The sequence below is a fragment of the Motilibacter aurantiacus genome (assembly GCF_011250645.1).
In the GTDB taxonomy this organism is placed as follows: domain Bacteria; phylum Actinomycetota; class Actinomycetes; order Motilibacterales; family Motilibacteraceae; genus Motilibacter_A; species Motilibacter_A aurantiacus.
Genome location: NZ_JAANNO010000003.1, coordinates 311,730 through 336,812, shown reverse-complemented (window position 1 = coordinate 336,812; position 25,083 = coordinate 311,730). Strand labels below are relative to the sequence as shown.

Genomic DNA, 25,083 nt, shown 5'->3' with positions numbered 1-25,083 from the left:
CAGTTCCGGGCGGCAACAGGATACGCGTGCTTCGTCCGGTTCGGCGGGATCGTGTGGCGCTTCTCCCGCAGGGCCGGGCTTTCCTCTGTGCCGACCCGCAGGGAGTTCCGCGTTGTCCCCGAGCACTCCGAACCCACCGGCTGCGCGGCGCTCACTGCGCCGGCTGCCGCTGGCCCTGGCCGCCGCTCTCGTCCTCACCCTGCTGACGCCGTTCGCCGGGGACCGGAGCGCGCAGGCCGCGGGCGGCACGTCGCTGCCGAGCGGCCGGACGGCCTACCGCACGCTGGACGACTTCAACGCGGAGATGTCCGCCCTCGCCGCCTCGCACCGCACGACGGTCAAGCACTTCACGCTGCCCTACCGCTCCAGCCAGGGCCGCCCCGTCCACGGCATCGAGGTCACGCACGGGGCGCACAGCACGTCCGACGGCAAGCCGGTGCTCTTCATGATGGGCGCCATCCACGGCAACGAGAAGCCCTCGGCCGAGCACACGTTCGAGTTCGCGCTCGACCTGGTGCAGAACGACGGCGTCGACCCCACGATCACCCGTCTGCTGGACGAGGTGCGGGTCGTCTTCGTGCCGATCGTGAACGTCGACGGCTACGCGCTCAACAAGCGGCAGAGCTGCCCGGCGCTGCCCGCGGAGTGCACCGCACGCAACGGCTACGACCTCAACCGGAACTACCCGTTCGGCTGGGGCGGGCAGCCGGCGGCCGCGGGGCCCGCGCCCGGCTCGGAGCCGGAGAACAAGAACGTCATGTGGCTGATCAGCAACCGGCAGGTCACGTCGTTCGCGACCAACCACACCTCCGGCCACATCCTGCTGCGCCCGGTGCTCGAGACGCGCGCCGGCTACGCGCCCGACGAGGAGCTCTACGCCGCGCTCAGCAAGGAGCTCGGCGACCTCAACGGCTACGTCCCCGGCGTCTCCGCCTACGACTACCAGACCACCGGGGAGACGATCGACTGGTCGTACTTCGCGACCCGCGGCTTCGCGTACACCTTCGAGATCGTGACCGGCGGGTCGGCACCGGCCTTCCAGCGGGTCGTCGACGACTACCTCGGCATCGGCCAGTACGCCGGCGGGTCGAACCGCGCGGCATTCCTCAAGCTCCTCGAGCAGACGGCGCGCACCAGCCTGCACTCGATCATCGAGGGCGACGCCCCGCGCGGCGCGACCGTACGGATCACCAAGGACTTCGACCTCTGGACCGCCCCCGAGGCGAACGCCGGAACTCCGCTTCGCGTGCCGACGCATCTCGAGTCCGCGCTGTTCGCCGCCCGCGGCTCGTTCCGCTGGCACGTCAACCCGTCGGTGCGGCCGCGCCCGGCGTACACCGGGACCGGGGTCGTCGCCACCGGCCCCGGTCAGTTCCTCCAGGAGCGCTGGACTCTGACCTGCGCGACACCGGACGGCGAGGTGCTGCAGTCCACGTCCGTCCTCGTCGACCTCGGCCGGCAGGCGGACGTCGACCTGTCCGAGTGCCGCTCGGAGTTCCCCTCCTACGAGGAGCTCGCCGCGACGATCCGGTCCTACGCCGACGCGGGGAGCTTCGGCGCGTCGACGGAGGCCGGCCTGCTCGAACGACTGCAGAAGGCTTCGGCCATGGCGGGCGCGGGCCGGGAGGAGCCGGCCATCGGCTACACCGGTCAGCTCATCGCCCGCGCCAAGAACCAGATCCGGCACGACACCGCGGCCCGCGACGCCATCGTCGCCGCGGCCGAGGAGCTCGTGCGGGTGCAGCAGGCGCTGGAGGACGAGGAGCTGCGCGTCTCCTGACCCCGGAGCAGACTCCGGAGCGCATGCGCACGGCCCCTCGGGTGCCTACCCGGGGGCCGCGCCGTGCCCTGCTGCACTGCGAGCGTCCCCTATAGGGTCCGGCCCGTGACGTGGCCCGCGCCTGCCGCCCTTCCCGTCGAGGCGTACGCGGCCACGCGGCGCGCGTGCTACACCGGCTACGTCACCCAGGCCATCGTGAACAACCTGGCACCGCTGCTCTTCATCGTCTTCCAGACGCGCTACGACGTGCCGCTGGAGATGCTCGGCCGGCTCGTGCTGCTCAACTTCGGCGTGCAGCTGCTGACCGACGTCGTCGCGGTCCGGTTCGTCGGCCGGGTCGGCTACCGGCGGCCGCTGGTCCTGGCCCACGTCCTCAGCGTCGCGGGCCTCGTCCTGCTCGCCGCCGCGCCCGCGCTCGCGCCGTCGGCGTACGCCGGGCTGGCCGTCGCGGTCGTGGTCTACGCGATCGGGGGTGGGCTGCTCGAGGTGCTGGTCAGCCCGGTCGTCGACGCGCTGCCCAGCCCCGCCGCGCGCAAGGCCGCCCAGATGAGCCTGCTCCACTCGTTCTACTGCTGGGGCCAGGTCGCGGTCGTGGCCGGCACGACGCTGCTGCTGGCCGTCGTGGGGGAGCGGGCCTGGCACGTGCTGCCGCTGCTGTGGGCGGCGGTCCCGCTGGTCAACCTGGTCGCGTTCCTGCGGGTGCCCATGCCGCCGACCGTGCCCGAGGAGCACCGCACCCCGCTGCGCTCGCTGTTCTCCGCGCCTGCGTTCCTGACCCTGACGCTGCTGATGCTGTGCGCCGGGGCGGCCGAGCTGACGATGGCGCAGTGGTCCTCGCTCTTCGCCGAGCAGGGGCTGGGGGTGTCGAAGGTCTGGGGCGACCTGGCCGGGCCGTGCCTGTTCGCCGTGCTGATGGGCGCGGGGCGGTTCGCGTACGGGCTCTGGGGCGAGCGCGTCCCGCTCGCGCCGGCGCTCGTCGGCTGCGGGGCGCTGGCCACCGCGTGCTACCTGCTCGCCGTGCTCTCGTCCGCCCCGGCGCTCAGCCTCGTCGGGTGTGCGGTCTGCGGGCTGGCCGTCAGCCTGCTCTGGCCCGGCACCTTCAGCCTGGCGTCCGCGCGCTTCCCGCTGGGCGGGGCCGCGATGTTCGGCGTGCTCGCGGTGTTCGGCGATGCCGGCGGGTCGGTCGGCCCCTGGCTGGCGGGCGCCGTCGGCGACGCGGCCGCCGGCGGGAGCGGGACGTTGGCAGCGCTGCGGGACGCGCTTCCCGTGCCCGACGCCTCCGGGCTGCGCGTCGGCCTGCTGGTCGGCACGGTGTTCCCCGTCCTGCTCGTCGTCGCCGGGGCCTGGTACGTCGTGGTGACCCGCCGCGCCGCCGCTGCCGCACCGCCCGCCGGCTGACCGTCCACAGGCCGTCGGCCGTCCCCAGATCCGCTCCGGCCGTCCCCGCCGCCCGCTCCCGGCCGCCATCGTCGGAGCCACGCCACCACGGTTCCGCGTGACCTGGCGCGACGAGGAGGAGACAGCGATGAACGACACGACGGTGACGTTGCGCGGCAACGTCGCAACCGACCCCCGGGCCGGCACGACGGACAAGGGGACGCCGGCGGCCGACTTCCGGCTGGCGGCCAACGAGCGCCGGCAGGCACCGGACGGCACCTGGGTCGACGGCGAGACCAGCTACTACACGGTCCGGTGCTTCCGCGCCCTCGCGCTGAACGCCGCGGCCTGCCTGGCCAAGGGCGACCCGGTCGTGGTGACCGGGACGCTGCGCGTGCGGCAGTGGTCCAGCGGCGAGCGCAGCGGGACGGCGGTGGAGATCGACGCGACGTCGCTCGGCCACGACCTGGTCCGCGGGACCAGCACGTTCGCCCGCACCGCGCGCGCGGCCCGCGACGAGGCCGGCGCTGTGCCTGCTGCCGCTGCGTCGGCCGGGGGCGAGGCCTCGGCGGGGGAGGGCGTGCAGCGCGAGCTGGCCGCGGCCGGCGCGGCGTAGGGCGAGCACGCGCCCGCCGCCCGGGGCCCCGGCGCTCGGGTGGCGGGCGGGACCCACCCTTCCCCGTAGGCTGGGGGGTATGGCGGAGTTCATCTACACGATGCGCAAGGCGCGCAAGGCGCACGGCGACAAGGTCATCCTCGACGACGTGACGCTCTCGTTCCTGCCCGGCGCGAAGATCGGCGTCGTCGGCCCGAACGGCGCCGGCAAGTCGAGCGTCCTCAAGATCATGGCGGGCCTCGACCAGCCGTCGAACGGCGACGCCTTCCTCTCGCCCGGCTACTCCGTCGGGATCCTGCTCCAAGAGCCCCCGCTCAACGAGGAGAAGGACGTCCTCGGCAACGTGCAGGAGGGTGTCGCCGAGACCAAGGCGATGCTCGACCGGTTCAACGAGATCGCCGAGCTCATGGCGACCGACTACAGCGACGAGCTGCTCGAGGAGATGGGCAAGCTCCAGGAGCAGCTCGACCACCGCAACGCGTGGGACCTCGACGCGCAGCTCGAGCAGGCCATGGACGCGCTGCGCTGCCCGCCGCCGGACGCGGACGTGACGGTCCTGTCCGGTGGTGAGCGGCGCCGCGTCGCGCTCTGCAAGCTGCTGCTCGAGGCGCCGGACCTGCTGCTGCTCGACGAGCCGACCAACCACCTCGACGCCGAGAGCGTGCTCTGGCTCGAGCAGCACCTGGCCAAGTACGCCGGCACCGTCGTCGCGGTCACCCACGACCGGTACTTCCTCGACAACGTCGCCCAGTGGATCCTCGAGCTCGACCGCGGGCGGGCCTACCCCTACGAGGGCAACTACTCGACCTACCTCGAGACCAAGGCGACCCGGCTCAAGATCGAGGGGCAGAAGGACGCCAAGCGCGCCAAGCGGCTCAAGGAGGAGCTCGACTGGGTGCGCTCCAACGCCAAGGGCCGCCAGGCCAAGCAGAAGGCCCGCCTCGCGCGCTACGAGGAGATGGCGGCCGAGGCGGACCGCATGCGCAAGCTCGACTTCGAGGAGATCCAGATCCCGCCGGGGCCGCGCCTCGGCTCGGTCGTGATCGAGGTCTCCAAGCTCACGAAGAGCTTCGGCGACCGCACCCTGATCCGCGATCTCTCCTTCACCCTTCCGCCGAACGGCATCGTCGGCATCGTCGGCCCCAACGGCGTCGGAAAGACCACGCTGTTCAAGATGCTCATCGGCGACGAGCAGCCCGACAGCGGCACGATCAAGGTCGGCGAGACCGTCAAGATCAGCTACGTCGAGCAGTCCCGCAGCGGCATCGACCCGAAGAAGACGCTGTGGGAGGTCGTCTCCGACGGCCTGGACTACATCAACGTCGGCCAGGTCGAGATGCCGTCCCGGGCGTACGTCAGCGCGTTCGGCTTCAAGGGCCCGGACCAGCAGAAGCCGGCGGGCGTCCTCTCGGGCGGTGAGCGCAACCGGCTGAACCTCGCGCTCACCCTCAAGCAGGGCGGCAACCTGCTGCTGCTCGACGAGCCGACCAACGACCTCGACGTCGAGACGCTCGGCTCGCTGGAGAACGCGCTGCTCGAGTTCCCCGGCTGCGCCGTGGTCGTCTCCCACGACCGATGGTTCCTCGACCGCGTCGCCACCCACATCCTCGCCTACGAGGGCACCGAGGAGGACCCGGCGAGCTGGTTCTGGTTCGAGGGCAACTTCGAGTCCTACGAGAAGAACAAGGTCGACCGGCTCGGCGCCGACGCGGCCCGCCCGCACCGGGTGACGTACCGCAAGCTCACCCGCGACTGACGAGCTCAGGCTCCGCCCCGAGGCGGCGGCCCCTCCCCGGGGCCGCCGCCTCGCGTCGTCCCGGTCGCCGGTACGGTCGCGCGCATGCCGCGCCACCGCGTACGCGTCCCCATGCGCTGGGGCGACATGGACGCCTTCCAGCACGTCAACAACGTCGCCTACCTCGGCTACCTGGAGGAGGCGCGCGTCGACATGCTGTTCGTCCTCGGCGAGGAGTCGGGCGTCGCGGCGCTGCGCGACGGGGTCGTGGTGGCCCGGCACGAGATCGACTACGTCTCGCCGCTGGTCTGGCACCCCCGCGGGATCGACATCGACGTCTGGGTCGAGCGGGTCGGCGGCGCGTCCTTCGAGCTCGCCTACGTCGTGCAGGACGAGGACCGGGTGTACGCCCGAGCACGCTCGACGCTCGTCGCGTTCGACCTCGCCGCCGGTCGGGCGCGCCGGCTGACCGCCGAGGAGCGCACGTTCCTGGAGCGTTTCGCCGACGCCCCGCTCCGCTGACCCGCCCCGCTGACCCGCCCCGCTGCCCCGCCCCCGCCGCGCCCCCTGGGGAGATGAACGCCGCACTCAGGCGTACCTAGCGCCTGAATGTGACGTTCACCCAGCAGAGGCTCGCCTCGATGCCACATTCACCCAGCGCGGCACGGGCCAGAGCCGCGGCCTCCACTCGCTGGACCCGTGCACGTGAATGCCGCATCCACGCGCACCTATCGCATGGATGCGGCATCCAGCCAGCCGGACTCATCTGGAAGGGGCATTCACCCAGCGGACTTGCCCGCATGCAGCATTCACCCAGCGGACTTGCCCGTGTGCAGCATTCAGCCAGCCGGACTCGTCTGGATGCGGCATTCACCCAGTCCCGCTCGCCTGAGTGCCGCATCCATGCGGCAACGCGCGGGCGCGCCGGAGGCGTGGTGCGCTGCAGCCGGGGACGCCGCCGGACTAGAACTCCCCCGCCTCTTTCTGCTCGAGCCGCGCCTCGGTGTCGCCGTCGCCGCCGCGGCCGAGGTTGTCCGCGTCGTCGATGGAGACGTACTCGCTGGGCGCGTCCGCCACCGGGGCGGGGGCGCTGTCCCCGCCGAACACCGCGCCGCTGCGCTCCTGGAACTCGTCGTCCGGGCCGGCGGTGACGCCGTACGGCTCGGCGTAGCCAGACTGGGGGGCCGTGCTGTCGGCGTCGCTGCCGCTGCCCTGCCGCTCGCTGGACCCGCGGATGGACGCGGGGCCGATGTCGCCGCCCATGTCCTGCACGTCGCCGTGCAGCCCCTCGCGGTCGCGCTCGGGAAGGTCTTCTCGCTGGTCGCTCATGCCCCCGACCCTGCCCGGTGTCGGTCTCGGTCATGCGCGTCACGCCGCGGGGAGCAGGCCCATCAGCTGGCGGGCGTTGACCTGGGCGTAGTTGCGGTAGCAGTTGTTCATCAGCACGTGCACCGTGTCGGCCTGCTCGGCCAGCCCCGCGACCCGCGGCGCCCACTCGCGCAGCTCGTCCTCGGCGTACTCGTAGCCGAACCGCTCGTAGATGTCCTTGCTCTCCCACTTGTCGCTGTGGCCGTGGAACCGGACGACCGCGAGGTCGGCAGTGGCCGCGACGACGGGCGGGATCGAGGAGGTGTGGCCCTGCGGCATGTCGACGCAGACGTAGGGGAGGGCGTACGAGCGCAGGAAGTCGAGCGTGTGCTCGCGGCTCTCCTCCGACATCCACGTCCGGTTGCGGAACTCGACGCAGACCCGGTACGGCGCGCACCGCTCCTTGACCTGCAGGAGGTACTCGCGGTTGCGGCTGCCGATGGGGAACCACTGCGGGAACTGGAACAGGATGGGTCCGAGCTTGCCGGCGTCCGACAGCGGGGCGAGGGCGGCCAGGAACCGCGCCCAGACCTCGTCGACGACGGCCGGCTCGAGGTCCTTGAGGTAGACGTTGCGCTTCGTCGTCTGCGGGCGCAGCTCCTTGTAGATCGCGCTGACCTTGGTGGGGTGCTCGGTCAGCAGCGAGAACGCCTTGATGTTGAAGGTGAAGCCAGCAGGCGTACGCTCCGCCCACGCCACGCTGTTCCGCTCGCTCGGCGGGGTGTAGTAGGTCGAGTCGACCTCCACCAGCGGGAACTGCGAGGCGTAGTACGCCAACCGTGCTTCAGCCGTCTTCGCGTCGGGCGGGTACCAGCCCGAGGCGAGCAGCGTCTTGTCCGTCCAGGACGCGGTGCCGACCAGGATCCTGCCCATGGGGGACAGCATGCCCCGGACCTGCCCCGGTCGGAACCGGACGCCGCTCGCCGACGGGAAGGTCAGGCGACAGGCACGGGGAGCTTCACGACCGCCTGGACGGGGAGGTGGTCGCTCGGGAACTGCCCGCTCTTGGAGAAGATGTTGATCGCCGCCGCCCGGGTGGTCACGCCCGCGCTGGTGAGGATCCAGTCGATGCGCGCGCCGTTGGCGGTCAGCGGGCGGTAGTTGTGGAACGTGCCGTAGACCGGGCTGCGCTCGGCCGCGTTGACCCAGGTGTCCTGCAGGACGCCGTTGGTGACGAGGGTCTGGTAGGGCACGCTGCTCGCCGTCGCGGCGACGTTGAAGTCCCCGGTGACGATCTTCGGCAGGGCCGGGTCGAGCGCGCGGACGCGCTGGTCGAGCAGTGCAGCGGCGCGGCGACGGGCGTTCTCGCTGGAGTTGTCGAAGTGCGTGTTCAGCGCGAAGAACTGCCGGCCCGTCACCTTGTCCAGGAAGCGGACCCAGGTCACCATGCGGATCGAGCCGCCGCCCCAGGTGTTCGAGCCGATGACGTTCGGGGTGTCCGAGAGCCAGAAGTGGTCGAACTCGAGCGGCTGCAGGCGGTCGGTGTTGTAGAACACGGCCATGAACTCGCCGCGGCTGCCGCCTTCGCGGCCGACGCCGATCATGCGGTAGTCGTTGCCGGGCAGGTCCTTCTCGATGTCCTGCAGCTGGCCGTAGAGGCCCTCCTGGGTGCCGATGATGTCCGGGCGCTCGCGCCGCAACAGGTCACGCATGACGGGGCGGCGCTCGGCCCAGGAGTTCGGCCGGCTGTTGCTGGCGTACCGCAGGTTGAAGGTCATCACGTTGAGCTCGTCGGCGGCGATCGTGCCGAGCGCGGGGGTGGTGCGCTGAGCGGCGTCCGCGGAGGAGCCAGGGAGGACGGAGAGGCCGACGGTCAGCACGACCGCGAGGGCCGCGGCGGCCAGCGCCAGGAGGCGGCGGGCGGGAAGGACGGGGATGGTCACGGACGCTCCCAGATCGGGGACGGGGTCGGCGCGACGCTAGGGACGGCCGGTGACCCGACAGGGAGCACAATGCGCACAGCGGGGAACGCGCACGTGACGAATCAGGGCTCTCCTGACCTACACTTCGGTCGACGTCTCCAGCAGGCGCAGCCTCAGCTCCACGACCTCGGTGTCGAGTGCGACTTCGCGCCCGATCGTCCTCCAGTACGCCAGATGGCCCGCGCGCCACTCCTCGACGGACGCGTCGCCCTCGTTCTCCGCCTGCACAAACGCCCAGTCGACGTCGCCGAAGGTGTTGTGCCGGACATCGGTGATCTCCACGGTCCCCACCGGATGGCCCTCGTCGTCGACCAGGACGAGTCGCTCCCCGACGTGCTCGACCTGCTCGCCCTCCTCCGCGTACTCCGCGAGCAGCCCGAGGGTGGCCGTCTTGTGTCCCTCCAGCACCAGGGCGTTGAGCCGGGAGCGGATGCCCCCGGCGTCGCCGAGCTCGAGCACACGCAGGTCACCGTGGCGCGGGAACACGCGTCGTCCCTCCGTTCGGACGTCGGTCAGCTGGCCGCGTACCAGACGGCGGTGTCGCCGGGGATCGTCCCGTCCCCGTCGAGCGGGCCGCTGGCCAGCAGCACCTCGCCGTCGGCGAGCAGCTCGTCCGGGATCGGCGCCGGGTCGGGGCCGAAGTTGACCACGCAGACGAAGCCGGGCTCGCGCCGGAAGGCGACCACGCCCTCGGCGGACGGGACCCAGCCGAGCGCGCCGTCCCCGAGCGCGGGCAGCTCGTGGCGCAGCCGGAGCGCGCTCCGGTAGAGCGCGAGCATCGACGCCGGGTCGCGCTCCTGCTTCTCGACGGTCAGCCGGGCCCATGCCGGCGGCTGTGGCAGCCAGGGCGTCCCGGAGGGGCCGAAGCCGTACGGCGGCTCCTCGCCCGACCACGGGATCGGCACCCGGCAGCCGTCGCGGCCGCGCTCCTCGCCGCCGGTGCGCAGGAAGGTCGGGTCCTGCAGCGCCTCGTCCGGCAGGTCCTCGACCTCGGGCAGGCCGAGCTCCTCGCCCTGGTAGACGTACGCGCCGCCGGGCAGCGCGAGCATCAGCAGCGCCGCCGCCCGCGCCCGCCGGGTGCCGGCCTCGCCGCCGCCGTAGCGGGTGACGTGGCGCACGACGTCGTGGTTGGACAGCACCCAGGTGGGCGGGGCGCCCACGCCGGTCAGCGCGCCGATGCTCGCGTCGATCGCGGTGCGGGCCGCCCCCGCGTCCCACGGGGCCAGCAGGAAGCTGAAGTTGAAGGCGGTGTGCAGCTCGTCGGGGCGCAGGTAGAGCGCCAGCCGCTCCGGGCTGTGCACCCACGCCTCGGCGACGAAGGTGCGGTCACCCGGGTACTCGTCGATGACCCGCCGCCAGCCGCGGTAGACCTCGTGGACCTCGTCCTGGTCCCAGTGCGGGTGGCCCTCGACGGCCTGCCCGGAGGTGGCGAAGCGGCCGGCGATGTCCGGCATCCCGGGGTCCTTCGCCAGCCCGTGCGCGACGTCGATGCGGAACCCGTCGACGCCGCGGTCGAGCCAGAAGCGCAGGACCGAGTGGAACTCCTCGACGACCTCGGGGTTCGTCCAGTCGAGGTCGGGCTGCTCGGGGGCGAACAGGTGGAGGTACCACTGGCCGTCCGGCACCCGGTGCCAGGCCGGCCCGCCGAAGACCGAGCGCCAGTCGTTGGGCGGCTCGGACCCGTCGGGCCCCTTGCCGTCGCGGAAGACGTAGCGCGCCCGCTCCGGGCTGCCCGGGGCCGCCGCGAGCGCGGCCCGGAACCAGACGTGCTGGTCCGAGGTGTGGTTCGGCACGAGGTCGACGATCACCCGCAGGCCGAGCTCGTGCGCCTCGGCGAGCAGGGCGTCGGCGTCGGCGAGCGTGCCGAACATCGGCTCGATGTCGCGGTAGTCGGCGACGTCATAGCCGGCGTCGGCCATCGGCGAGGGGTAGAACGGGTTGACCCAGATCGCGTCGACGCCGAGGTCGCGGATGTAGGGCAGCCGTGACCGGATGCCGGCCAGGTCGCCCATGCCGTCGCCGTTCCCGTCCGCGAAGCTGCGGATGTAGACCTGGTAGATGACGGCGTCGCGCCACCAGGGCGCCGTGCCTGCGTCCCGGGTCACGCGGGCGATCCTGGCACGACGGGGAGCGGGGCGCCCTGCGGCGCCTCGTTGACGAGGCTGTACGCAGCCATCACCAGGTAGTCCCAGAGCTGCTTGTCCTGCTCGGGCGGGAGCGCGACCTCGTCCAGCGCGGCGCGCATGTGCGTCAGCCAGGCCTCCCGCTCGCGCTCGCCGATGCGCCAGCCCCCGTGCCGCATCCGCAGCCGTGGATGGCCGCGGGTCTCGCTGTAGGCCCGGGGCCCGCCCCAGTACTGCTCGAGGAACATCCGCAGCCGGCCCTCGGCCGCCGTCAGGTCCTCCTCCGGGTAGAGCGGCCGCAGGACGGGGTCGTCGGCCACGCCGGCGTAGAACCGGGCGACGAGCCGCCGGAACGTCTCGGCCCCGCCGATTTGCTCGTAGAACGAGGCGCTGCTGTCGTCGGTGCTGCTCACGCGTTCTATCGTCGCACCGAGGCATCGCAGGCTCGCGCCGGCTCGGGCCTACCCCAGCGAGCCGACTCCGACGGAAGGACACCGCCATGGCCACGACGCGTATCGCGAACGCCCACTGGGAGGGCTCGCTCATGGAGGGCAAGGGGACAGTCTCCCTCGACTCCTCCAAGCTCGGGACGTACGACGTCACCTGGGCCGCCCGCTCCGCCGAGCCCAACGGCGTGACCAGCCCGGAGGAGCTCATCGCCGCGGCCCATTCCACCTGCTTCTCCATGGCGCTCTCGCACGCGCTCGCGGGCGCGGGCACTCCGCCGGAGAAGGTCGACACCAAGGCCGAGGTCGACTTCCAGCCCGGCAAGGGCATCACCGAGATCCGCCTCACGGTCCGGGCCACGGTGCCCGGCCTGGACGAGGACGGCTTCAAGGCGCAGGCCGAGCAGGCCAAGCAGAACTGCCCGGTGAGCCAGGCCCTCGCCGGCACGACGATCACGCTGGACGCCGCGCTCGCCTAGGGCGTACGGCTCCACCTGCACCGCACGGAGGGCACCTTCTCGCCGCTGGGTCGAGAGAGGGTGCCCTTCGTGTCGTCCGGCTGCAGGTGGGGGCGCCGCGCTCACCGCCGCGGGTTGCTCACCGCCCGCAGGTCGTCGGCGGTCGCGTGCTCCGGGTCCGGGTGCCGCCGCTCCAGCGCCTCGGCGGCGCGGGCCACGTTGCGCTGCATCTCGCCGAAGACGATCCCGTGGAACGGGAACACGCTCCACCAGTACGCCCGCCCGGCCAGGCCGTGGGGGTGGAAGGTGGCCTTCTGCCGGAACACCGTCCGCCCCCGGGACGAGCGCTTGACCTCCAGCTCGAGCCAGGCCAGGCCCGGCAGCCGCATCTCGGCCCGCAGCCGGAGCAGGACGCCCTCCTCGACCTCCTCGACCCGCCAGAAGTCGAGCGCCTCGCCCACGTGCAGGTCGTCGGGGTCGCGCCGCCCGCGGCGCAGCCCGGGGCCTCCGGAGACGCGGTCGAGCACGCCCCGCGCCCGCCAGGCGAGCGGGAACGAGTACCACCCCCGCTCGCCGCCGATGCCCTCGATCACCCGCCACAGCGCCGCGGGCGACGCATCGACCTCGCGCTCGCGCTCGTCGACGTAGAGGTCGCCGCCGGCCCAGGTGGGGTCGGTCGGCAGCGGGTCGCTGGGCGCGCCGGGCAGTGAGGCGGTCGTCCACGCGGTCGGGACCCGCAGCTCCCGCACGCGGGTGAGGGCCAGCTCGACGGCCCGGTCGAAGCCGATCAGGCCCTCGGGCGGGTCGGGGACGTACGCCGCGATGTCGTGCTCGCGGCAGACCACGGTGTTGCGCAACGACTCGACGAGGGGACGGGCGATGCTGCGCGGCACGGGCGTGACGACGCCGACCCAGTGGCTCGAGAGCGACGGGCTGAGCACCGGCGTCTTGAGGATGCGGCGACGCGGCAGGCCGGCCACCTCGGCGTACCGGTCCATCATCTGGGCGTAGGTCAGGACGTCGGGGCCGCCGATGTCGAACGACCGGTTCACGTCCGGGGGCAGGTCAGCGGCACCGACCAGGTAGCGCAGCACGTCCCGCACGGCGATGGGCTGGATGCGCGAGTCGATCCACTTGGGGGTGACCATGACCGGGAGCCGCTCGGTGAGGTGACGCAGCATCTCGAACGATGCCGAGCCCGAGCCCAGGATCACCGCGGCCTGCAGCACCGCCGTCGGAACGCCCGACGCCAGCAGGATGAGGCCGACCTCGGCGCGCGAGCGCAGGTGCGGGGAGAGCTCCTCGTGCTCGGGGAGCAGGCCGCCGAGGTAGACGATGCGGCCGACCCGCGCCTGCCGTGCGGCGGTGGCGAAGCAGCGCGCGATGGCCCGGTCGGTCGCCTCGAAGCGCGGCCCCGCGGCGAGGCTGTGGATCAGGTAGTACGCGACGTCGACGCCCGCGAGCGCCCGGCGCACGTCGGCCTCGACCGCGACGTCTCCCGGGACGACCTCCACGGCCCCGGCCCAGGGGTGGTCGCGCAGCTTCTCGGGGTGCCGCGCCAGCACCCGGACGCGGTGCCCGGCGGCCAGCAGCTCCGGGACGAGGCGGCCGCCGATGTAGCCGGTGGCACCGGTGACCAGGCACAGCTTCTCGCTCACCCGTCGATCGTCGCCCCTCCCTGGTGTCCGCGCATCTCCGCAACGATCAGGCGTCCCTTGCACAGTCAAGTTGGAGTACGGTGAACCGTGTCCTCCACCCGGCTCCTCGTGCTCGGCGTCGTCCGCTTCCTGCAGCCGGTGCACGGCTACGACGTGCGCCGCGAGCTCGTGTCCTGGCGGCTGGAGGAGTGGGCCAACGTCAAGGCCGGCTCTGTCTACTCGGCGCTGCGGACGCTGGAGAAGGACGGGCTGCTGCAGGTCACGGACCGGGTGCAGGGCGAGGGGCGGCCCGAGCGCACGGAGTACGTCCTCACCGCCGAGGGGGAGAAGGAGTACTTCGTGCTCCTGCGCGAGGCGTGGTGGACGGTGCGACGGCCCGCCGAGCCGCTCATACCGGCACTGACGTTGATGACGAGCCTGCCGCGCAACGAGCTGGTGAGCGCGGTCCGCGCCCGGATCGCCCAGCTCGAGGGCCAGGCGGACGAGCTGCGGTTCTTCCGCGCCTCGATCCAGGACGGCGCCACGGGGGCCGACGGGCAGGTGCCCGAGCACGTCCGCGAGATCCTCGACTTCGCCGTCTCGCGGGTGCGCGGCGAGCTCGACTGGTCCCGGGCCTTCGTCCGGCACCTGCGGGCCGGGCACTACGCCTTCGCCGGCGAGGAGGGCGCACCGGGGCCCGGCCAGCCGGGGCACCTTGACCATCCTAGTCAACCTTGACTAGCGTACGAGGTCGACCCAGGGAGCTCTGCATGATCGAAGCGCACGGCCTCGGCCGCACGTTCCGCTCGAAGACCGGCCCCGTCGAGGCGGTCCGCGGGATCGACTTCTCCGTCCGGGACGGGGAGATCGTGGGCCTGCTCGGTCCCAACGGCGCCGGCAAGACCACGACGCTGCGCATGCTGACGACGCTGCTCACCCCCACGGCGGGGACGGCCACGGTGGTCGGCGCGGACCTGCGCACCCAGTCGAGGGAGGTGCGCCGCCGGATCGGGTACGTCGCCCAGATCGGAGCGACGCCGGCCCCCGGCACCCGGCTGGGCGAGGAGCTGGTCGCCCAGGGCCGGCTGCACGAAATGTCGAAGGCCGCCGCCACCGCGCGCCTCGCCGCCCTGCTGCCACGGCTCGACCTGGACGGGTTCGCCGGGCGTGCGCTGTCGGAGCTGTCGGGCGGGCAGCGCCGCCGCTTCGACATCGCCCTCGGCCTGATGCACGACCCCAAGCTCGTCTTCCTCGACGAGCCCACCACCGGGCTCGACCCGCAGAGCCGGGCGAACCTCTGGCAGCACATCCGCTCGCTGCGCGAGGAGCACGGGGTCACGGTCGTCCTGACCACCCACTACCTCGAGGAGGCCGACGTCCTGGCCGACCGGATCCTCGTCATGGACAACGGCGCCATCGTGGCCGATGACACGCCGGACGCCCTGAAGACACGGGTCTCCGGCGACGTCATCACGCTGCAGGTGGACGGTGACCTGCACCGGGCCGCCCGGGTGGCCGGGCAGGCGCTGGCGCTGCGCAGCGCCTCCGTCGACGGCGACCGGCTCGTCCTGACCGTCGAGCGCGGCGACGTGGCCGTGCCGCCCCTCCTGCGCGCGCTGGACGGCGCCGGCCTGCCGCTGCGCTCGGTCAGCGTCAGCCGCCCCACCCTCGACGACGTCTTCCTCGAGCTCACCGGCCGGTCGCTGCGCGACGACTTCGCGGCCTGAGAAAGGGCGAACCAGTGATCAGCGAGACCTGGGTCATCTTCCAGCGGCAGATGCGCAGCCTGCTGCGCAACCCGGTGTGGGTCTTCTTCGGCCTCACCCAGCCGATCCTCTACCTCGTGCTGTTCGGCCCGCTGCTGAAGAACGTCAGCGGTGGCGGGCTGGGCGGCTCCGCCTCGTGGTCGGTCTTCGTCCCCGGCCTGCTGCTGCAGCTCACGATCTTCGGCGCCGGCTTCGCGGGGTTCGGCATCATCCAGGAGCTGCGCGAGGGGGTCGTCGACCGGCAGCGCGTGACCCCGGCGTCGCGCGTCTCGCTCATCCTCGGCCGGGCGCTGTCGAACGTCGTCACCATCGGCGCGCAGGCCGTCCTGCTGACGCTCGTCGCCATCCCGTTCGGCCTCGAGCCCAGCTGGGGCGGGGCAGTCCTGTCCATCCTGCTGATCGCCGTGCTCTCCCTGGGCATCTCGGCGGCCTCGTACGCCGCCGGCCTGATCCTGAAGGACGAGGACTCCTTCGCGCCGATGATCCAGGGCGTGTCGCTGCCGCTGTTGCTGCTTTCAGGAGTCCTGCTTCCGATGTCGTTCGCCCCGACGTGGCTGCGGCGGGCCTCGGAGGTCAACCCGCTCACCTACGTGATCGACGCGACCCGGGCGCTGTTCCGGGGCGACTTCGGCCAGGCGGACGTGGCCGTGGGCGTGGCCGTCACCGTGGCGTTGACCGCGCTGCTCTCGTGGTGGGGCGCCCGCGCCTTCCAGCGCCAGAGCGCCTGAGGAGCCCTTCGGGTCGTCGGCCACCGGGAGGCTGTACGACAATCGACCGATGGCCGACCCCATGATCGACCGCCCGTGGCTGCGCGCCTACGCGTCCGGCGTGCCGGCCGACGTCGAGGTGCCCGAGCAACCGCTGAGCGCGCTGCTCGACCGCGCTGTCACCGGGCACGCGGCGTCGACCGCCCTGGACTTCATGGGCGCGACGACGACGTACGCGCAGCTCGGGCGCCAGGTCGCCCAGGCGGCCGAGGCGCTGCGCCGGCTCGGCGTACGCCCGGGCGACCGGGTCGCGCTCGCCCTGCCCAACTGCCCCCAGCACGTCGTCGCCTTCTACGCCGTGCTGCGGCTGGGGGCCGTCGTGGTGGAGCACAACCCCCTCTACACCGCGGACGAGCTCGCGACCCAGCTGGCCGACTCCGGCGCCACGGTCGCCGTGGTGTGGGAGAAGACGGCGCCGGTCGTGGAGCAGGTGCGGTCCCGGACGAGCGTCGGGCAGCTGGTCACGGTCGACCTGTCCGCGGCGCTGCCCGCCGCCAAGCGCCTCGCGCTGCGGCTACCGCTCGCCAGGGCACGGCGGACGCGCGCCCAGCTGCGCGGCCCGGTCCCGGCGGGGTCGCTCAGCTGGGAGCGGCTGGTCGCCCAGGCGCCTCCGCTCGACCCCGCGACCGCGCTGCCCTCGGCCGGTGACCCCGCGCTGCTGCAGTACACCGGCGGGACCACCGGCATCCCGAAGGGCGCCGTGCTCACCCACCGCAACCTGGCGGCCAACGCCGAGCAGTCGGCCGCATGGGTGCCGGGGCTGAAGGTGGGCGAGGAGACGTTCGTCGGCGTGCTGCCGATCTTCCACGCCTACGGCCTGACCCTCTGCCTGACCGCGGCGGTCCGGCTGGCGGCCTGCGTCGTGCTGCTCCCGCGGTTCGACGTCGACTCGTTCCTCGCGGCCGCCAAGCGGCGCCCGCCCACGTTCCTGCCGGGGGTGCCCGGGATCTACGACCGGCTGGCCGATGCCGTCGAGGAGCGCGGCGCCGACCTCTCGTCGATCCGCTACGCCATCTCCGGCGCGATGTCGCTGCCGCCGGCCACGGTGGAGCGCTGGGAGAAGCTCACCGGCGGCATGCTGGTCGAGGGCTACGGCATGACCGAGACCTCCCCGATCACCATCGGCAACCCGATCTCCGACCGTCGCCGGCCCGGCACCGTCGGGCTGCCGTTCCCGTCGACGCGGGTGCGCGTCGTCGACCCGGAGGACCCGACGGTCGAGCGCCCGGTGGGGGAGGCCGGGGAGCTGCTGGTGCAGGGGCCGCAGGTCTTCGCCGGCTACTGGCAGCGGCCCGAGGAGACCGCGGCGACCCTGCTGCCCGGCGGCTGGATCCGCACCGGCGACATCGCGGTGATGGACGAGGACGGCTTCGTCAGCATCGTCGACCGGATCAAGGAGCTCATCATCACCGGCGGCTTCAACGTCTACCCCTCCGAGGTCGAGGACGTCCTGCGCCTGCACGCCAGCGTGCACGACGCGGCCGTCGTCGGGCTCCCCGACGCCGGAGGGGGCGAGCTGGTGGCCGCCGCCGTGCAGCCGGCCGAGGGAGGGGAGATCGACGCCGAGGCCTTGCGCGCCTGGTGCCGGGAGCGGCTGGCCGGCTACAAGACCCCGCGCCGGCTCGTGGTGATGGCGGACCTGCCGCGCAGCCAGGTGGGCAAGGTGCTGCGTCGCCAGGTCCGTGAGCGGCTCTCCCGCGAGGACTGAGCTGCGGGCGGTCGGGCGGCCGGTCAGCGCCGCCGGTCCGGCACCTGGGCGCCGAAGGTCCGGGTGACCGCGTCAATCACGTCCGTGGTGGGGTGGTCCCACGGGTCCTCACCCTCGGCCCACAGCGCGAAGTCGATCGTCCCGAGGCGGTCGTGCGCCACCCGGACGACGCTGCGCGGGTAGGACCCGTGCAGCTGCGCCGTGAACCCGGTGGGAACGGTCGCGCGGACGGCCCGCAGCGCGCGGGCCTCCGCCAGCGCGGCCTGCTCCGCGCTGTCGGGGCGGCAGCGCGCCCGGGCGAGCCGCAGCGGCTCGGTGAACTCGTCGTCGTCCCCGGCCCACTCGGCGGCGAGGCGCTCGAGCGGCTCGTGCAGAGCCGGGTCGGCCAGCAGCGCCGCCGCCTCGAGCTCCGGCAGCCGCAGGTCCTCCTCGCCGTCCAGGCGCCCGAGCAGCGCGTCGACGGCCCGTCGGTCGCCGGTCGCCGCGAGGGCGACCAGCGCCTCGCCGCGGGCTCCCGCGTCGGGGTCGTCCAGCCGAGCGGCGAGCGCGTCGCGTGCCGTCTGCTCGTCCGCGTCGACCTGGCGCAGGCCGAAGGCCGCCCAGTCACGGACACGGGGCTCCTCGTCGCGGGTCAGGCGGACCAGCTCGGCGACGACCCTGTCGCGCAGCGGGCCCGGCGTGACCACGCCGCCGGGCAGGGCCCGGACGAGCGCGAGCCGGACCGCGGCGCTCGGATGGTCGGCCGGTACGTCCGCCAGCAGGGCCTGCGCGGCGGCGGTGTCGTACGCCTTGCCCAGGGCGTCGACCGCCTCGACCAGCACCGCCTCGTCCTGCGCGCCCAGCGCCAGGATCTCGGCCAGGCGGGGCACGGCTGTCGCCGCGTGCTCGGGATCGCCCTCGACCCGCTCGCCGAGTCGGCGCGCTTCGTCCTGCAGCTGGGATGCCATGCCCGCCATCCTTCCCGAATCGGTGCACACGGGCCCCCGCTTGCCGTCGGCCGATCCCCGCAGGGCTCGTCGGCCGGGTCAGCGCAGCGGGAGGACCAGGGGCGCTCCGGTCCGCGGATGGACGAGGACCTCCACGGGATGGGTGTAGACGTGGCTCAGCAGCTCGGCGGTGAAGACCTCGGCGGGCGGGCCGCAGGCGGCGATGGCGCCCTCCGCGAGCACCGCCACCCGGTCGGCGTGGGCAGCGGCCGTCGCCAGGTCGTGCAGCACGATGACGACGGCGTCGCCGCGGGCCGCCCGCTCGCGCGCCACTCGCAGCACCAGCTCGACGTGGTGCAGGTCGAGCGCCGCGGTGGGCTCGTCCAGCAGCAGGACGGGCGTCTGCTGGGCGAGCACGCGGGCCAGCGCCACCCGCCCGCGCTCTCCCCCGGACAGGGTGGGGAACCCGCGCCCGGCCAGGCGGTCGACGTCGGTCTGGGCCATGACCTGCGCGACGACCCGGTCGTCCTCGTCCTCGGCGTCCGTGCCCGCCCATGGCCTGCGCCCCATGCGGATCACCTCGGCCACGCTGAACGGGAAGGCCAGCGCGACCTGCTGCGGCAGGACGGCGCGGCGCCGGCTCAGCTGTGCGGTCGACCACTCGCCCACCGGGCGGGCGAGCAGCTCGACCTCGCCGGTGTCCGGCACCCGGTCCCCGGACAGGACGCCGAGCAGCGTGGACTTGCCGGCGCCGTTCGGCCCGACGAGGGCGAGCACCTCCCCGCTGCGCACGTCCAGCGTGACCCCGTCGAGCACGGTGCGGGAGCCGAGGCGTACGCCGGCGCCCCGCACGGCGGCGGCCACGGTGCCCGGCTCGGGCCGGGCCGGCAGGTCGGGCCGCGGCGCCAGCCGGCCGAGCAGGCCCCTCATGCCCATCCGCCCTGCCGCGCCCGGGTGCGGTGCAGCAGCCAGAAGAAGAACGGCCCGCCGACGAGCGCGGTCAGCGAGCCGAGCGGGACCTCCGCCGGCGCGGCGATCGTGCGTGCCGCGAGGTCTCCGGCGATGAGCACGCAGGCCCCGGCCAGCGCGCTCGCCGGCACGAGCAGCCGGTGCCCCGGGCCGGCGACCATGCGGACCGCGTGCGGCACCACCAGCCCCACGAAGCTGATGATCCCGGCGACCGCCACCGCGGCGGAGGTCAGCAGCGCGACGACGACGACGAGCACGAGCCGGAGCCGCTCGACGTCGACCCCGAGGTGGCGCGCGGGCCGGTCGCCGAGCGCGAGGAGGTCCAGCCGCGCGGCGAAGCGGGGCGCGACGAGCAGGCCGGCCGCGGCCACCGGCAGCACGGCCCACACCGCGGGCCACGTGGCCGACCCGATGCTGCCGAGGTTCCAGAAGGTGATGCTGCGCAGCTCGGCGTCGTCGGCGAAGAACGTGAGCAGGCCGATGGCCGCGCCCGTCACGGCATTGACCGCGATGCCGGTGAGCACGAGGGTCACGACCTCCGCCCGGCCCTGGGAGCGGGAGAAGGCGTACACGCCGAGGGTCGTCACCAGGCCGCCGACGAAGGCGGCCAGGGTGACCGTCCAGCCGCCGAAGCCCGAGACGCCCAGGGCGATGGCCGCGACCGCGCCCAGGGCGGCCCCCGACGAGACGCCGATGACGCCCGGCTCGGCGAGCGGGTTGCCGAAGACGCCCTGCATCAGCGCGCCGGCGCACGCGAGGGAGGCGCCCACGAGCGCGCCGAGCACGACCCGGGGGAAACGGATCTCCCACAGGACGGTCTCGCCCGTCGGGTCGGGCAGCGTGCCCAGGTGGAGGCCGGCCCGGTGCAGCACCGACCCGAGGACCTGTCCTGGCGGCACCGAGTAGGCCCCGGTCGCGCAGGCGAGCAGGACCACGGCCACGAGCGCGACGGCCAGGCCGCCGAGCAGCACCGCCCCCCGCGTGCGGGCCGGGCCGCCGCTGCGGGTCCTCGCGCGCATCACGAGGCGTGCAGTTGCTCGACCAGGTCGCCGATGACCTGGGCCGTCCGCGGCCCGAAGCTCAGCAGCACGCCGTCCTCGACGCTCACCACCCGCCGGTCCCGCCCGGCCGGCGTCTGCGCGATGCCCGCGATCCTGACCATGCCGTCGACCCCGCCGACGGAGTCGAGCCCCTTGCTCATCACCAGGATCACGTCCGGCCGCGCGGCGACCAGGGCCTCGGTGGTGATCGGCGTGAACGCGTCGAGCCCGAGAGCCGTCCCGGCGTCCTCGCCGCCCGCGGCCGTGATCAGCGAGTCCGCACCCGAGCCCTTGCCGCCCAGCAGGTAGACGCCCGCCGTGCCGCGCAGGTAGAGGAAGGCGACGCGCGGCTTCGGCACGCCGGCCGACACCTTCGCCTGCGCGGCCTCGATCTCCGCCGTGGTCCTGGCCGCGAGCTCCGCGCCGGCCGTGGGGACGCCCAGCGCCTCCGCGACCGCCGTGATCCGCGGGAGGACGTCGTCCAGCCCCGTCGCCGTGTCCAGGACGACGACCGGCACCCCGGAGGCCCGCAGCTGGTCGAGCGCCTCGCTGGGCCCGGTGTCGGTGTCCGCCAGCAGCACGGTCGGCTTCAGGGCCAGCACGCCCTCGGCCGACACGTCGTGTGCGTGGGTGACGACGGGCAGGCCCTCGGCCTCCTGGAATGTGGTGGCGATGTCGCGCCCCACGACGTTGTCGCCGAGGCCCAGAGAGAAGACGACCTCGGCGATCGACCCGGTGAGCGGGATGATCCGGCTGGCGTCCTCGACCGTGACCTCGCGTCCGTCGGCGGAGGCCACCGTGACCGGGAGCTCCGGCGTGGGGACCGTGCCGAGCGTGTGCAGCGTGCGGGGGCCCACACCGCGCACGGTGCCTGCCGGCCCGGCCGAGGGCTGGACGCCGGCCGACGCCGGGCCGTGCGGGGTCGAGCCGCCGCTGCAGCCGGCGAGCAGCGCCACCGCGAGCACACCGGCGAAACCGGCTGCGGCGAACCGCGATTCACGCATCGGCAGTGCCCCGCCGCCTGCGTCGCGACAGCACGAGCACCGCTCCCACGGCTGCCGCAGCGGCCGCGCCACCGCCGGCGGCGAGCGCAAGGCCCGGGCCGTCGCCGTCGGGCTGCTCGTGCGCGGCAGTGGCCGCGGCCGGGGCCGTGGAGGCCGACGCGCCCCCCGGGGCGAAGCTGACCGGCACGAGCACGTCCTGGCTCCGGTCGGACGAGCGGGTGTGGTCGGCGCGGGTGACGACGGCGCACTCAGCCACCGTGCAGTCCACGTCCTCGCCGATCGTGCCGCTCACCGTCAGCGTGACGGAGAACCTCCCGCCGGGGGAGTAGGGCTTGGCGAGCGACCTGCCGTACTCGGGCGGGTCCGACGACACCCAGTGCGAGGCGCCGCTGGCGCCGCTGGTGTCGACGCCGCCACCGCACGGGGACGGTGGCTGCCCCACGGGCGGTACGACGCAGAAGGCGACGTAGACGCCCTTCTCCTCGTCGAACCCCTCGCCGGTGACCGTCACCTGCTCGCCGTTCGGGTCGAGCCCGTCGGCCCGGGAGACCGTCAGCGACTGTCCCTGCGTGCCCTGCCGGGTGACGGGCGCTCCGGTGGCGGCAGCGGCGGCCGGGACGGCGAGGCCCAGCGCGGCCGTCGCGAGGCCGAGGGCTGCGGCGACGCGCACGGCGGTCATCGCTGGAGCAGGGCCCGGGCTACGTCGTCGAGCGAGGCGAGCATCCGGGTGTTGTGGTCGTACGCGACGAGCACCTCGTCGATCACGCGCTCCTGCTCCTGCGCGTCCCATGGGGCGGCGTCCAGCAGGGCGCGGTAGCGGTCCTTGAACGCCTTCGGCTTGGGGATGCCCTCGAACCGGTAGAAACGGACGCCGTCCTCATCGAGGGAGTACGTCCGGGCGACCAGCGAGCCGATGATCTGCCCGCCGGACAGGTCGCCGAGGTAGCGGGTGTAGTGGTGGGCGACGAACCCTGCCGGCCAGTCGAAGCAGACCTCGCGCAGCCGGTCGCAGTAGTCGCGCGTCGCGGCCGTCGGCGTCGCCGCCTCGCGCCACCGCGGCCCGAGCAGGAAGGCCAGGTCGGCCTCGAGGGCGCCCAGCCGGCGCAGCTCGTCGGCGACGAAGAGGCCCGCGACCGGGTCCGCCCGCATGGCGTCGCCCGCCTCCTCCAGCACCGCGTAGACCGCGTGCTGCTGGGCGGCCAGCGCGGCGTACCCCTCGAGCGGGAGCTGCCCGGAGGTCAGCGCGCTCATGTAGCCCGAGTGCTCCGCCCCGGCGTGGCCCTCCCGGGTCCGCTCTCGCAGCCGGGTGGAGAAGGCCGTGTCGGAGCCGGCCTCGGTGCGGGTGGCCGTCATGGGAGCTCCTCTGTGGCAGTACGACGGGACGGACCGCTCCGGCAGGCGTCGGTGGCGCGGCCCGGTCCGGACGTCAGCCTAACCGGGGCGAGCTGCTTGCAGAGAAGGTTTGGCTGTCCTAACTTGCCGCTGACGCCGTGCGTACTGCCACGGCGGCACACCGGAGGAAGAGACGTATGACGCGCCTGTCCCGTTCGAGATCACTCTGCACCGCCGCCTTGGCTCTCGCGCTGCCTGTCGCGGCCGTGCCGGCCGCGGTGGTGCTCGCCGCGTCGCCGGCTATCGCCGCCCCCGAGGTCACCGTGACGCCCACGACGGGGCTGGACCCGGCCGGCGCCACGGTGACGGTGCACGGCCGGGGGTTCCCGACGACGGGCCTCTACGTCGGGCTGGGCAAGGCGACGCTCCCGGACGGGTGGTGGGGCGACGGCCAGTGGTTCAGCCCGGCCCTGTACGGCACCTCCAGCGGGGCGTTCGGCCTCAAGATCGAGGACAACGGCACCTTCACGGCGACCCTGTCGCTGAAGGCCGCCTTCAAGCCGGACACGAAGTACGCCACGGACTGCCTGGTCGAGCAGTGCGCGATCTACACCTTCGCCCACCGCGGCAGCCCTGACCGCAGCCAGGACACCAGGACGCTGGTGACGTTCCAGGCGCCGACGCCGACCCCCACGCCGACCCCGACACCGACCCCCACGCCGACCCCGCCCCCCACGCCGACGGAGACGGCGACCCCCACGCCGTCGGCCACCGCGACGCCGGCCGTGACCGCCACCACGACCCCCACCCCCACCCCCACGCCGTCGAGCAGCGCCGTCGCCCAGTCCCCGGCCCCGACACCGACGGCGGCCCCCTCGACGCCGGCCGGCGTGACGGTGACCGTCGGCTCGAAGAAGCTCACGGCGTCCAAGGCGACCGGCCTCGAGGCCGCCGGTGACACGGTCACGGTGACCGGCTCGGGCTACGACGAGGCCAAGGGCATCTACGTCTCTGTCTGCAAGGACAACGGCGCCGGCAAGCAGCCCACCCCCTGCGTCGGCGGCGCCGACACCGCGGGCAGCGGCGAGGGCACGGTATGGGTCTCCTCGAACCCGCCGGACTACGCCAAGGGCCTGGTGACCCCGTACGGCCCTGGCGGCAGCTTCTCGGTGAGGCTCGCGGTGAAGGCGGCCGACGGGGCCCTCGACTGCACCGAGGTCAGGTGCGCGATCGTCACGCGCGCGGACCACACCGCGAGCGGGGACCGCTCGCAGGACGTGCGCATCCCCGTGACCTTCGCCGGGGGCGCCGAGGGGACGACGGCCCCCGATGCCAGCCCGACCCCGTCGGACGACGAGGCCGCTGACGGTGGTGCCGACGGTCCCGCCGACAACGGCGCTGCGGACAGCGGTGCCGCCGAGGGCGACGACGTCCTCGCCGCGACGGGTGCGGGCGACGCCGGGGCCCTCGCCGGCTTCGCCGTGGCGCTGCTCGCCGCCGGCGCCGCCCTGGTCGTGGCCGCGCTGCGCCGGCCCGCCGGCGGCCGCCACCGCCTCGCCCGGCGAGGGGCCTCCGGCTGATGCGGGCCCCGGCACTTGCGGCGGCGGCCCACCTTCCCCGGCGGGCCGCCGCGGGCGCCGTGGCGCTCGTCGTCGCGAGCTGCCTGATCAACGCGGCTCACGCCCCGGCGGACGCCGCGCCGCGGCTGACGGTCTTCAAGACGACAAACCTCGAGCCCAAGGGCGAGACGGTGACGGTGTCGGGGCGCGGCTACGACGTGAAGAAGGGCATCTACGTCGCGCTCTGCGTCGACAACGGCCCCGGCAAGGCCCCCAGCCCCTGCGTGGGCGGGGTCGACATGTCCGGCCGGGGCGGCAGCTCGGTGTGGGTCTCGTCGAACCCCCCGGACTACGGCAGGGGGATCGCGAGGCCGTACGGCAAGGGCGGCACGTTCACCGTGCGGCTCCGGCTGCGGGCGAGCGACGGGTCCGTGGACTGCCGCAAGCGGAGGTGCGCCGTCGTCACGCGGGCCGACCACACCCGCAGCAGCGACCGGTCCCAGGACGTCCGCGTCCGGGTGACGTTCCGCAGGTAGGCCTGCGCGCCGCC

General features: G+C 73.8%; 25 protein-coding genes. 12 read left to right on the top strand and 13 right to left on the bottom strand.

Annotation, left to right across the window (positions count from 1 at the left end):
• Window positions 1-112 precede the first annotated feature (112 nt).
• The 5 genes from G9H72_RS07870 (at window position 113) to G9H72_RS07850 (ending at window position 6,030) form a co-directional block, all read left to right on the top strand.
• A complete protein-coding gene (locus G9H72_RS07870) occupies window positions 113-1,780 on the top strand; it encodes a zinc carboxypeptidase (protein WP_166169578.1) in 1,668 nt (555 codons plus the stop codon).
• A 105-nt stretch (window positions 1,781-1,885) separates the two neighbouring features.
• Window positions 1,886-3,178, top strand: a complete 1,293-nt coding sequence (locus tag G9H72_RS07865; protein WP_166169576.1) for an MFS transporter — start codon at window positions 1,886-1,888, stop codon at window positions 3,176-3,178.
• Between the two features lie 127 nt (window positions 3,179-3,305).
• Window positions 3,306-3,773 carry a single-stranded DNA-binding protein gene (locus G9H72_RS07860; protein ID WP_166169574.1) on the top strand — a complete coding sequence of 156 codons (468 nt, stop codon included), beginning with the start codon at window positions 3,306-3,308 and terminating at the stop codon, window positions 3,771-3,773.
• A 79-nt stretch (window positions 3,774-3,852) separates the two neighbouring features.
• Complete coding sequence (gene ettA / locus G9H72_RS07855) at window positions 3,853-5,529, top strand: energy-dependent translational throttle protein EttA (protein ID WP_166169572.1); 1,677 nt, start codon at window positions 3,853-3,855, stop codon at window positions 5,527-5,529.
• Between the two features lie 84 nt (window positions 5,530-5,613).
• Window positions 5,614-6,030 carry an acyl-CoA thioesterase gene (locus G9H72_RS07850; protein WP_166169570.1) on the top strand — a complete coding sequence of 139 codons (417 nt, stop codon included), beginning with the start codon at window positions 5,614-5,616 and terminating at the stop codon, window positions 6,028-6,030.
• A gap of 441 nt (window positions 6,031-6,471) precedes the next feature.
• Here the strand turns inward: G9H72_RS07850 and G9H72_RS07845 are convergent, their stop codons facing one another.
• From G9H72_RS07845 to G9H72_RS07820, 6 genes are all read right to left on the bottom strand, one after another.
• Window positions 6,472-6,837 carry a hypothetical protein gene (locus G9H72_RS07845; protein ID WP_166169568.1) on the bottom strand — a complete coding sequence of 122 codons (366 nt, stop codon included), beginning with the start codon at window positions 6,835-6,837 and terminating at the stop codon, window positions 6,472-6,474.
• Window positions 6,838-6,876: 39 nt separating this feature from the next.
• Window positions 6,877-7,749 (bottom strand): DUF72 domain-containing protein, encoded by an 873-nt coding sequence (locus G9H72_RS07840; RefSeq protein WP_166169566.1) that lies wholly within the window; start codon window positions 7,747-7,749, stop codon window positions 6,877-6,879.
• Between the two features lie 62 nt (window positions 7,750-7,811).
• Window positions 7,812-8,759, bottom strand: a complete 948-nt coding sequence (locus tag G9H72_RS07835; RefSeq protein WP_331272088.1) for an endonuclease/exonuclease/phosphatase family protein — start codon at window positions 8,757-8,759, stop codon at window positions 7,812-7,814.
• A gap of 117 nt (window positions 8,760-8,876) precedes the next feature.
• A complete protein-coding gene (locus G9H72_RS07830; protein WP_166169564.1) occupies window positions 8,877-9,284 on the bottom strand; it encodes an ASCH domain-containing protein in 408 nt (135 codons plus the stop codon).
• A gap of 26 nt (window positions 9,285-9,310) precedes the next feature.
• Window positions 9,311-10,903, bottom strand: coding sequence for a glycoside hydrolase family 13 protein (locus G9H72_RS07825; protein WP_331272087.1), 1,593 nt, complete (start codon window positions 10,901-10,903; stop codon window positions 9,311-9,313).
• Window positions 10,900-11,334, bottom strand: coding sequence for a globin (locus G9H72_RS07820; protein WP_166169562.1), 435 nt, complete (start codon window positions 11,332-11,334; stop codon window positions 10,900-10,902). Before G9H72_RS07820 ends, G9H72_RS07825 begins: the two co-directional genes overlap by 4 nt.
• An 86-nt stretch (window positions 11,335-11,420) precedes the next feature.
• Here G9H72_RS07820 and G9H72_RS07815 point away from each other — a divergent pair, with 86 nt between their 5' ends.
• Window positions 11,421-11,846 carry an OsmC family protein gene (locus G9H72_RS07815; RefSeq protein ID WP_166169560.1) on the top strand — a complete coding sequence of 142 codons (426 nt, stop codon included), beginning with the start codon at window positions 11,421-11,423 and terminating at the stop codon, window positions 11,844-11,846.
• Between the two features lie 101 nt (window positions 11,847-11,947).
• Here G9H72_RS07815 and G9H72_RS07810 read toward each other — a convergent pair whose 3' ends face one another.
• Window positions 11,948-13,483, bottom strand: coding sequence for an SDR family oxidoreductase (locus G9H72_RS07810; protein ID WP_166169558.1), 1,536 nt, complete (start codon window positions 13,481-13,483; stop codon window positions 11,948-11,950).
• A gap of 87 nt (window positions 13,484-13,570) precedes the next feature.
• Here G9H72_RS07810 and G9H72_RS07805 point away from each other — a divergent pair, with 87 nt between their 5' ends.
• From G9H72_RS07805 to G9H72_RS07790, 4 genes are read left to right on the top strand one after another with little or no spacing between them, the layout of a single operon-like run.
• On the top strand, window positions 13,571-14,200 hold the full coding sequence (locus G9H72_RS07805; protein ID WP_166169556.1) for a PadR family transcriptional regulator: 630 nt from the start codon (window positions 13,571-13,573) through the stop codon (window positions 14,198-14,200).
• A gap of 32 nt (window positions 14,201-14,232) precedes the next feature.
• Entirely contained in the window at window positions 14,233-15,189 is a 957-nt protein-coding gene (locus G9H72_RS07800) for an ATP-binding cassette domain-containing protein (RefSeq protein ID WP_166169554.1), read from the top strand.
• 14 nt (window positions 15,190-15,203) lie between these two features.
• Complete coding sequence (locus G9H72_RS07795) at window positions 15,204-15,956, top strand: ABC transporter permease (protein WP_166169552.1); 753 nt, start codon at window positions 15,204-15,206, stop codon at window positions 15,954-15,956.
• Between the two features lie 49 nt (window positions 15,957-16,005).
• Complete coding sequence (locus tag G9H72_RS07790) at window positions 16,006-17,703, top strand: long-chain-fatty-acid--CoA ligase (protein ID WP_166169550.1); 1,698 nt, start codon at window positions 16,006-16,008, stop codon at window positions 17,701-17,703.
• 23 nt (window positions 17,704-17,726) lie between these two features.
• On the opposite strand, the gene G9H72_RS07785 is transcribed toward G9H72_RS07790, so the two are convergent.
• The 6 genes from G9H72_RS07785 to G9H72_RS07760 form a co-directional block, all read right to left on the bottom strand.
• On the bottom strand, window positions 17,727-18,650 hold the full coding sequence (locus tag G9H72_RS07785) for a HEAT repeat domain-containing protein (protein WP_166169548.1): 924 nt from the start codon (window positions 18,648-18,650) through the stop codon (window positions 17,727-17,729).
• Window positions 18,651-18,728: 78 nt separating this feature from the next.
• A complete protein-coding gene (locus G9H72_RS07780; protein WP_166169546.1) occupies window positions 18,729-19,559 on the bottom strand; it encodes a heme ABC transporter ATP-binding protein in 831 nt (276 codons plus the stop codon).
• A complete protein-coding gene (locus G9H72_RS07775; RefSeq protein ID WP_166169544.1) occupies window positions 19,556-20,617 on the bottom strand; it encodes a FecCD family ABC transporter permease in 1,062 nt (353 codons plus the stop codon). The genes G9H72_RS07780 and G9H72_RS07775 overlap by 4 nt, the downstream gene beginning before the upstream one ends.
• Entirely contained in the window at window positions 20,617-21,642 is a 1,026-nt protein-coding gene (locus G9H72_RS07770; protein WP_166169542.1) for a heme/hemin ABC transporter substrate-binding protein, read from the bottom strand. Before G9H72_RS07770 ends, G9H72_RS07775 begins: the two co-directional genes overlap by 1 nt.
• Complete coding sequence (locus G9H72_RS07765) at window positions 21,635-22,321, bottom strand: hypothetical protein (protein WP_166169540.1); 687 nt, start codon at window positions 22,319-22,321, stop codon at window positions 21,635-21,637. Before G9H72_RS07765 ends, G9H72_RS07770 begins: the two co-directional genes overlap by 8 nt.
• On the bottom strand, window positions 22,318-22,995 hold the full coding sequence (locus G9H72_RS07760) for a biliverdin-producing heme oxygenase (RefSeq protein WP_166169538.1): 678 nt from the start codon (window positions 22,993-22,995) through the stop codon (window positions 22,318-22,320). Before G9H72_RS07760 ends, G9H72_RS07765 begins: the two co-directional genes overlap by 4 nt.
• 218 nt (window positions 22,996-23,213) lie before the next feature.
• On the opposite strand from G9H72_RS07760, the gene G9H72_RS07755 reads away from it, so the two are divergent.
• On the top strand, window positions 23,214-24,554 hold the full coding sequence (locus tag G9H72_RS07755; protein WP_166169536.1) for a hypothetical protein: 1,341 nt from the start codon (window positions 23,214-23,216) through the stop codon (window positions 24,552-24,554).
• On the top strand, window positions 24,554-25,069 hold the full coding sequence (locus G9H72_RS07750; protein WP_166169534.1) for a hypothetical protein: 516 nt from the start codon (window positions 24,554-24,556) through the stop codon (window positions 25,067-25,069). The genes G9H72_RS07755 and G9H72_RS07750 overlap by 1 nt, the downstream gene beginning before the upstream one ends.
• Window positions 25,070-25,083 lie beyond the last annotated feature (14 nt).

Bases quoted from the DNA above. Each gene is read 5' to 3' on its own strand.
- G9H72_RS07860 (WP_166169574.1), top strand. From the start codon at position 3,306: ATGAACGACACGACGGTGACGTTGCGCGGCAACGTCGCAACCGACCCC.
- ettA (WP_166169572.1), top strand. From the start codon at position 3,853: ATGGCGGAGTTCATCTACACGATGCGCAAGGCGCGCAAGGCGCACGGC.
- G9H72_RS07850 (WP_166169570.1), top strand. From the start codon at position 5,614: ATGCCGCGCCACCGCGTACGCGTCCCCATGCGCTGGGGCGACATGGAC.
- G9H72_RS07845 (WP_166169568.1), bottom strand. From the start codon at position 6,837: ATGAGCGACCAGCGAGAAGACCTTCCCGAGCGCGACCGCGAGGGGCTG.
- G9H72_RS07840 (WP_166169566.1), bottom strand. From the start codon at position 7,749: ATGGGCAGGATCCTGGTCGGCACCGCGTCCTGGACGGACAAGACGCTG.
- G9H72_RS07815 (WP_166169560.1), top strand. From the start codon at position 11,421: ATGGCCACGACGCGTATCGCGAACGCCCACTGGGAGGGCTCGCTCATG.
- G9H72_RS07800 (WP_166169554.1), top strand. From the start codon at position 14,233: ATGATCGAAGCGCACGGCCTCGGCCGCACGTTCCGCTCGAAGACCGGC.
- G9H72_RS07790 (WP_166169550.1), top strand. From the start codon at position 16,006: ATGGCCGACCCCATGATCGACCGCCCGTGGCTGCGCGCCTACGCGTCC.
- G9H72_RS07785 (WP_166169548.1), bottom strand. From the start codon at position 18,650: ATGGCATCCCAGCTGCAGGACGAAGCGCGCCGACTCGGCGAGCGGGTC.
- G9H72_RS07780 (WP_166169546.1), bottom strand. From the start codon at position 19,559: ATGAGGGGCCTGCTCGGCCGGCTGGCGCCGCGGCCCGACCTGCCGGCC.
- G9H72_RS07775 (WP_166169544.1), bottom strand. From the start codon at position 20,617: ATGCGCGCGAGGACCCGCAGCGGCGGCCCGGCCCGCACGCGGGGGGCG.
- G9H72_RS07770 (WP_166169542.1), bottom strand. From the start codon at position 21,642: ATGCGTGAATCGCGGTTCGCCGCAGCCGGTTTCGCCGGTGTGCTCGCG.
- G9H72_RS07765 (WP_166169540.1), bottom strand. From the start codon at position 22,321: ATGACCGCCGTGCGCGTCGCCGCAGCCCTCGGCCTCGCGACGGCCGCG.
- G9H72_RS07760 (WP_166169538.1), bottom strand. From the start codon at position 22,995: ATGACGGCCACCCGCACCGAGGCCGGCTCCGACACGGCCTTCTCCACC.
- G9H72_RS07750 (WP_166169534.1), top strand. From the start codon at position 24,554: ATGCGGGCCCCGGCACTTGCGGCGGCGGCCCACCTTCCCCGGCGGGCC.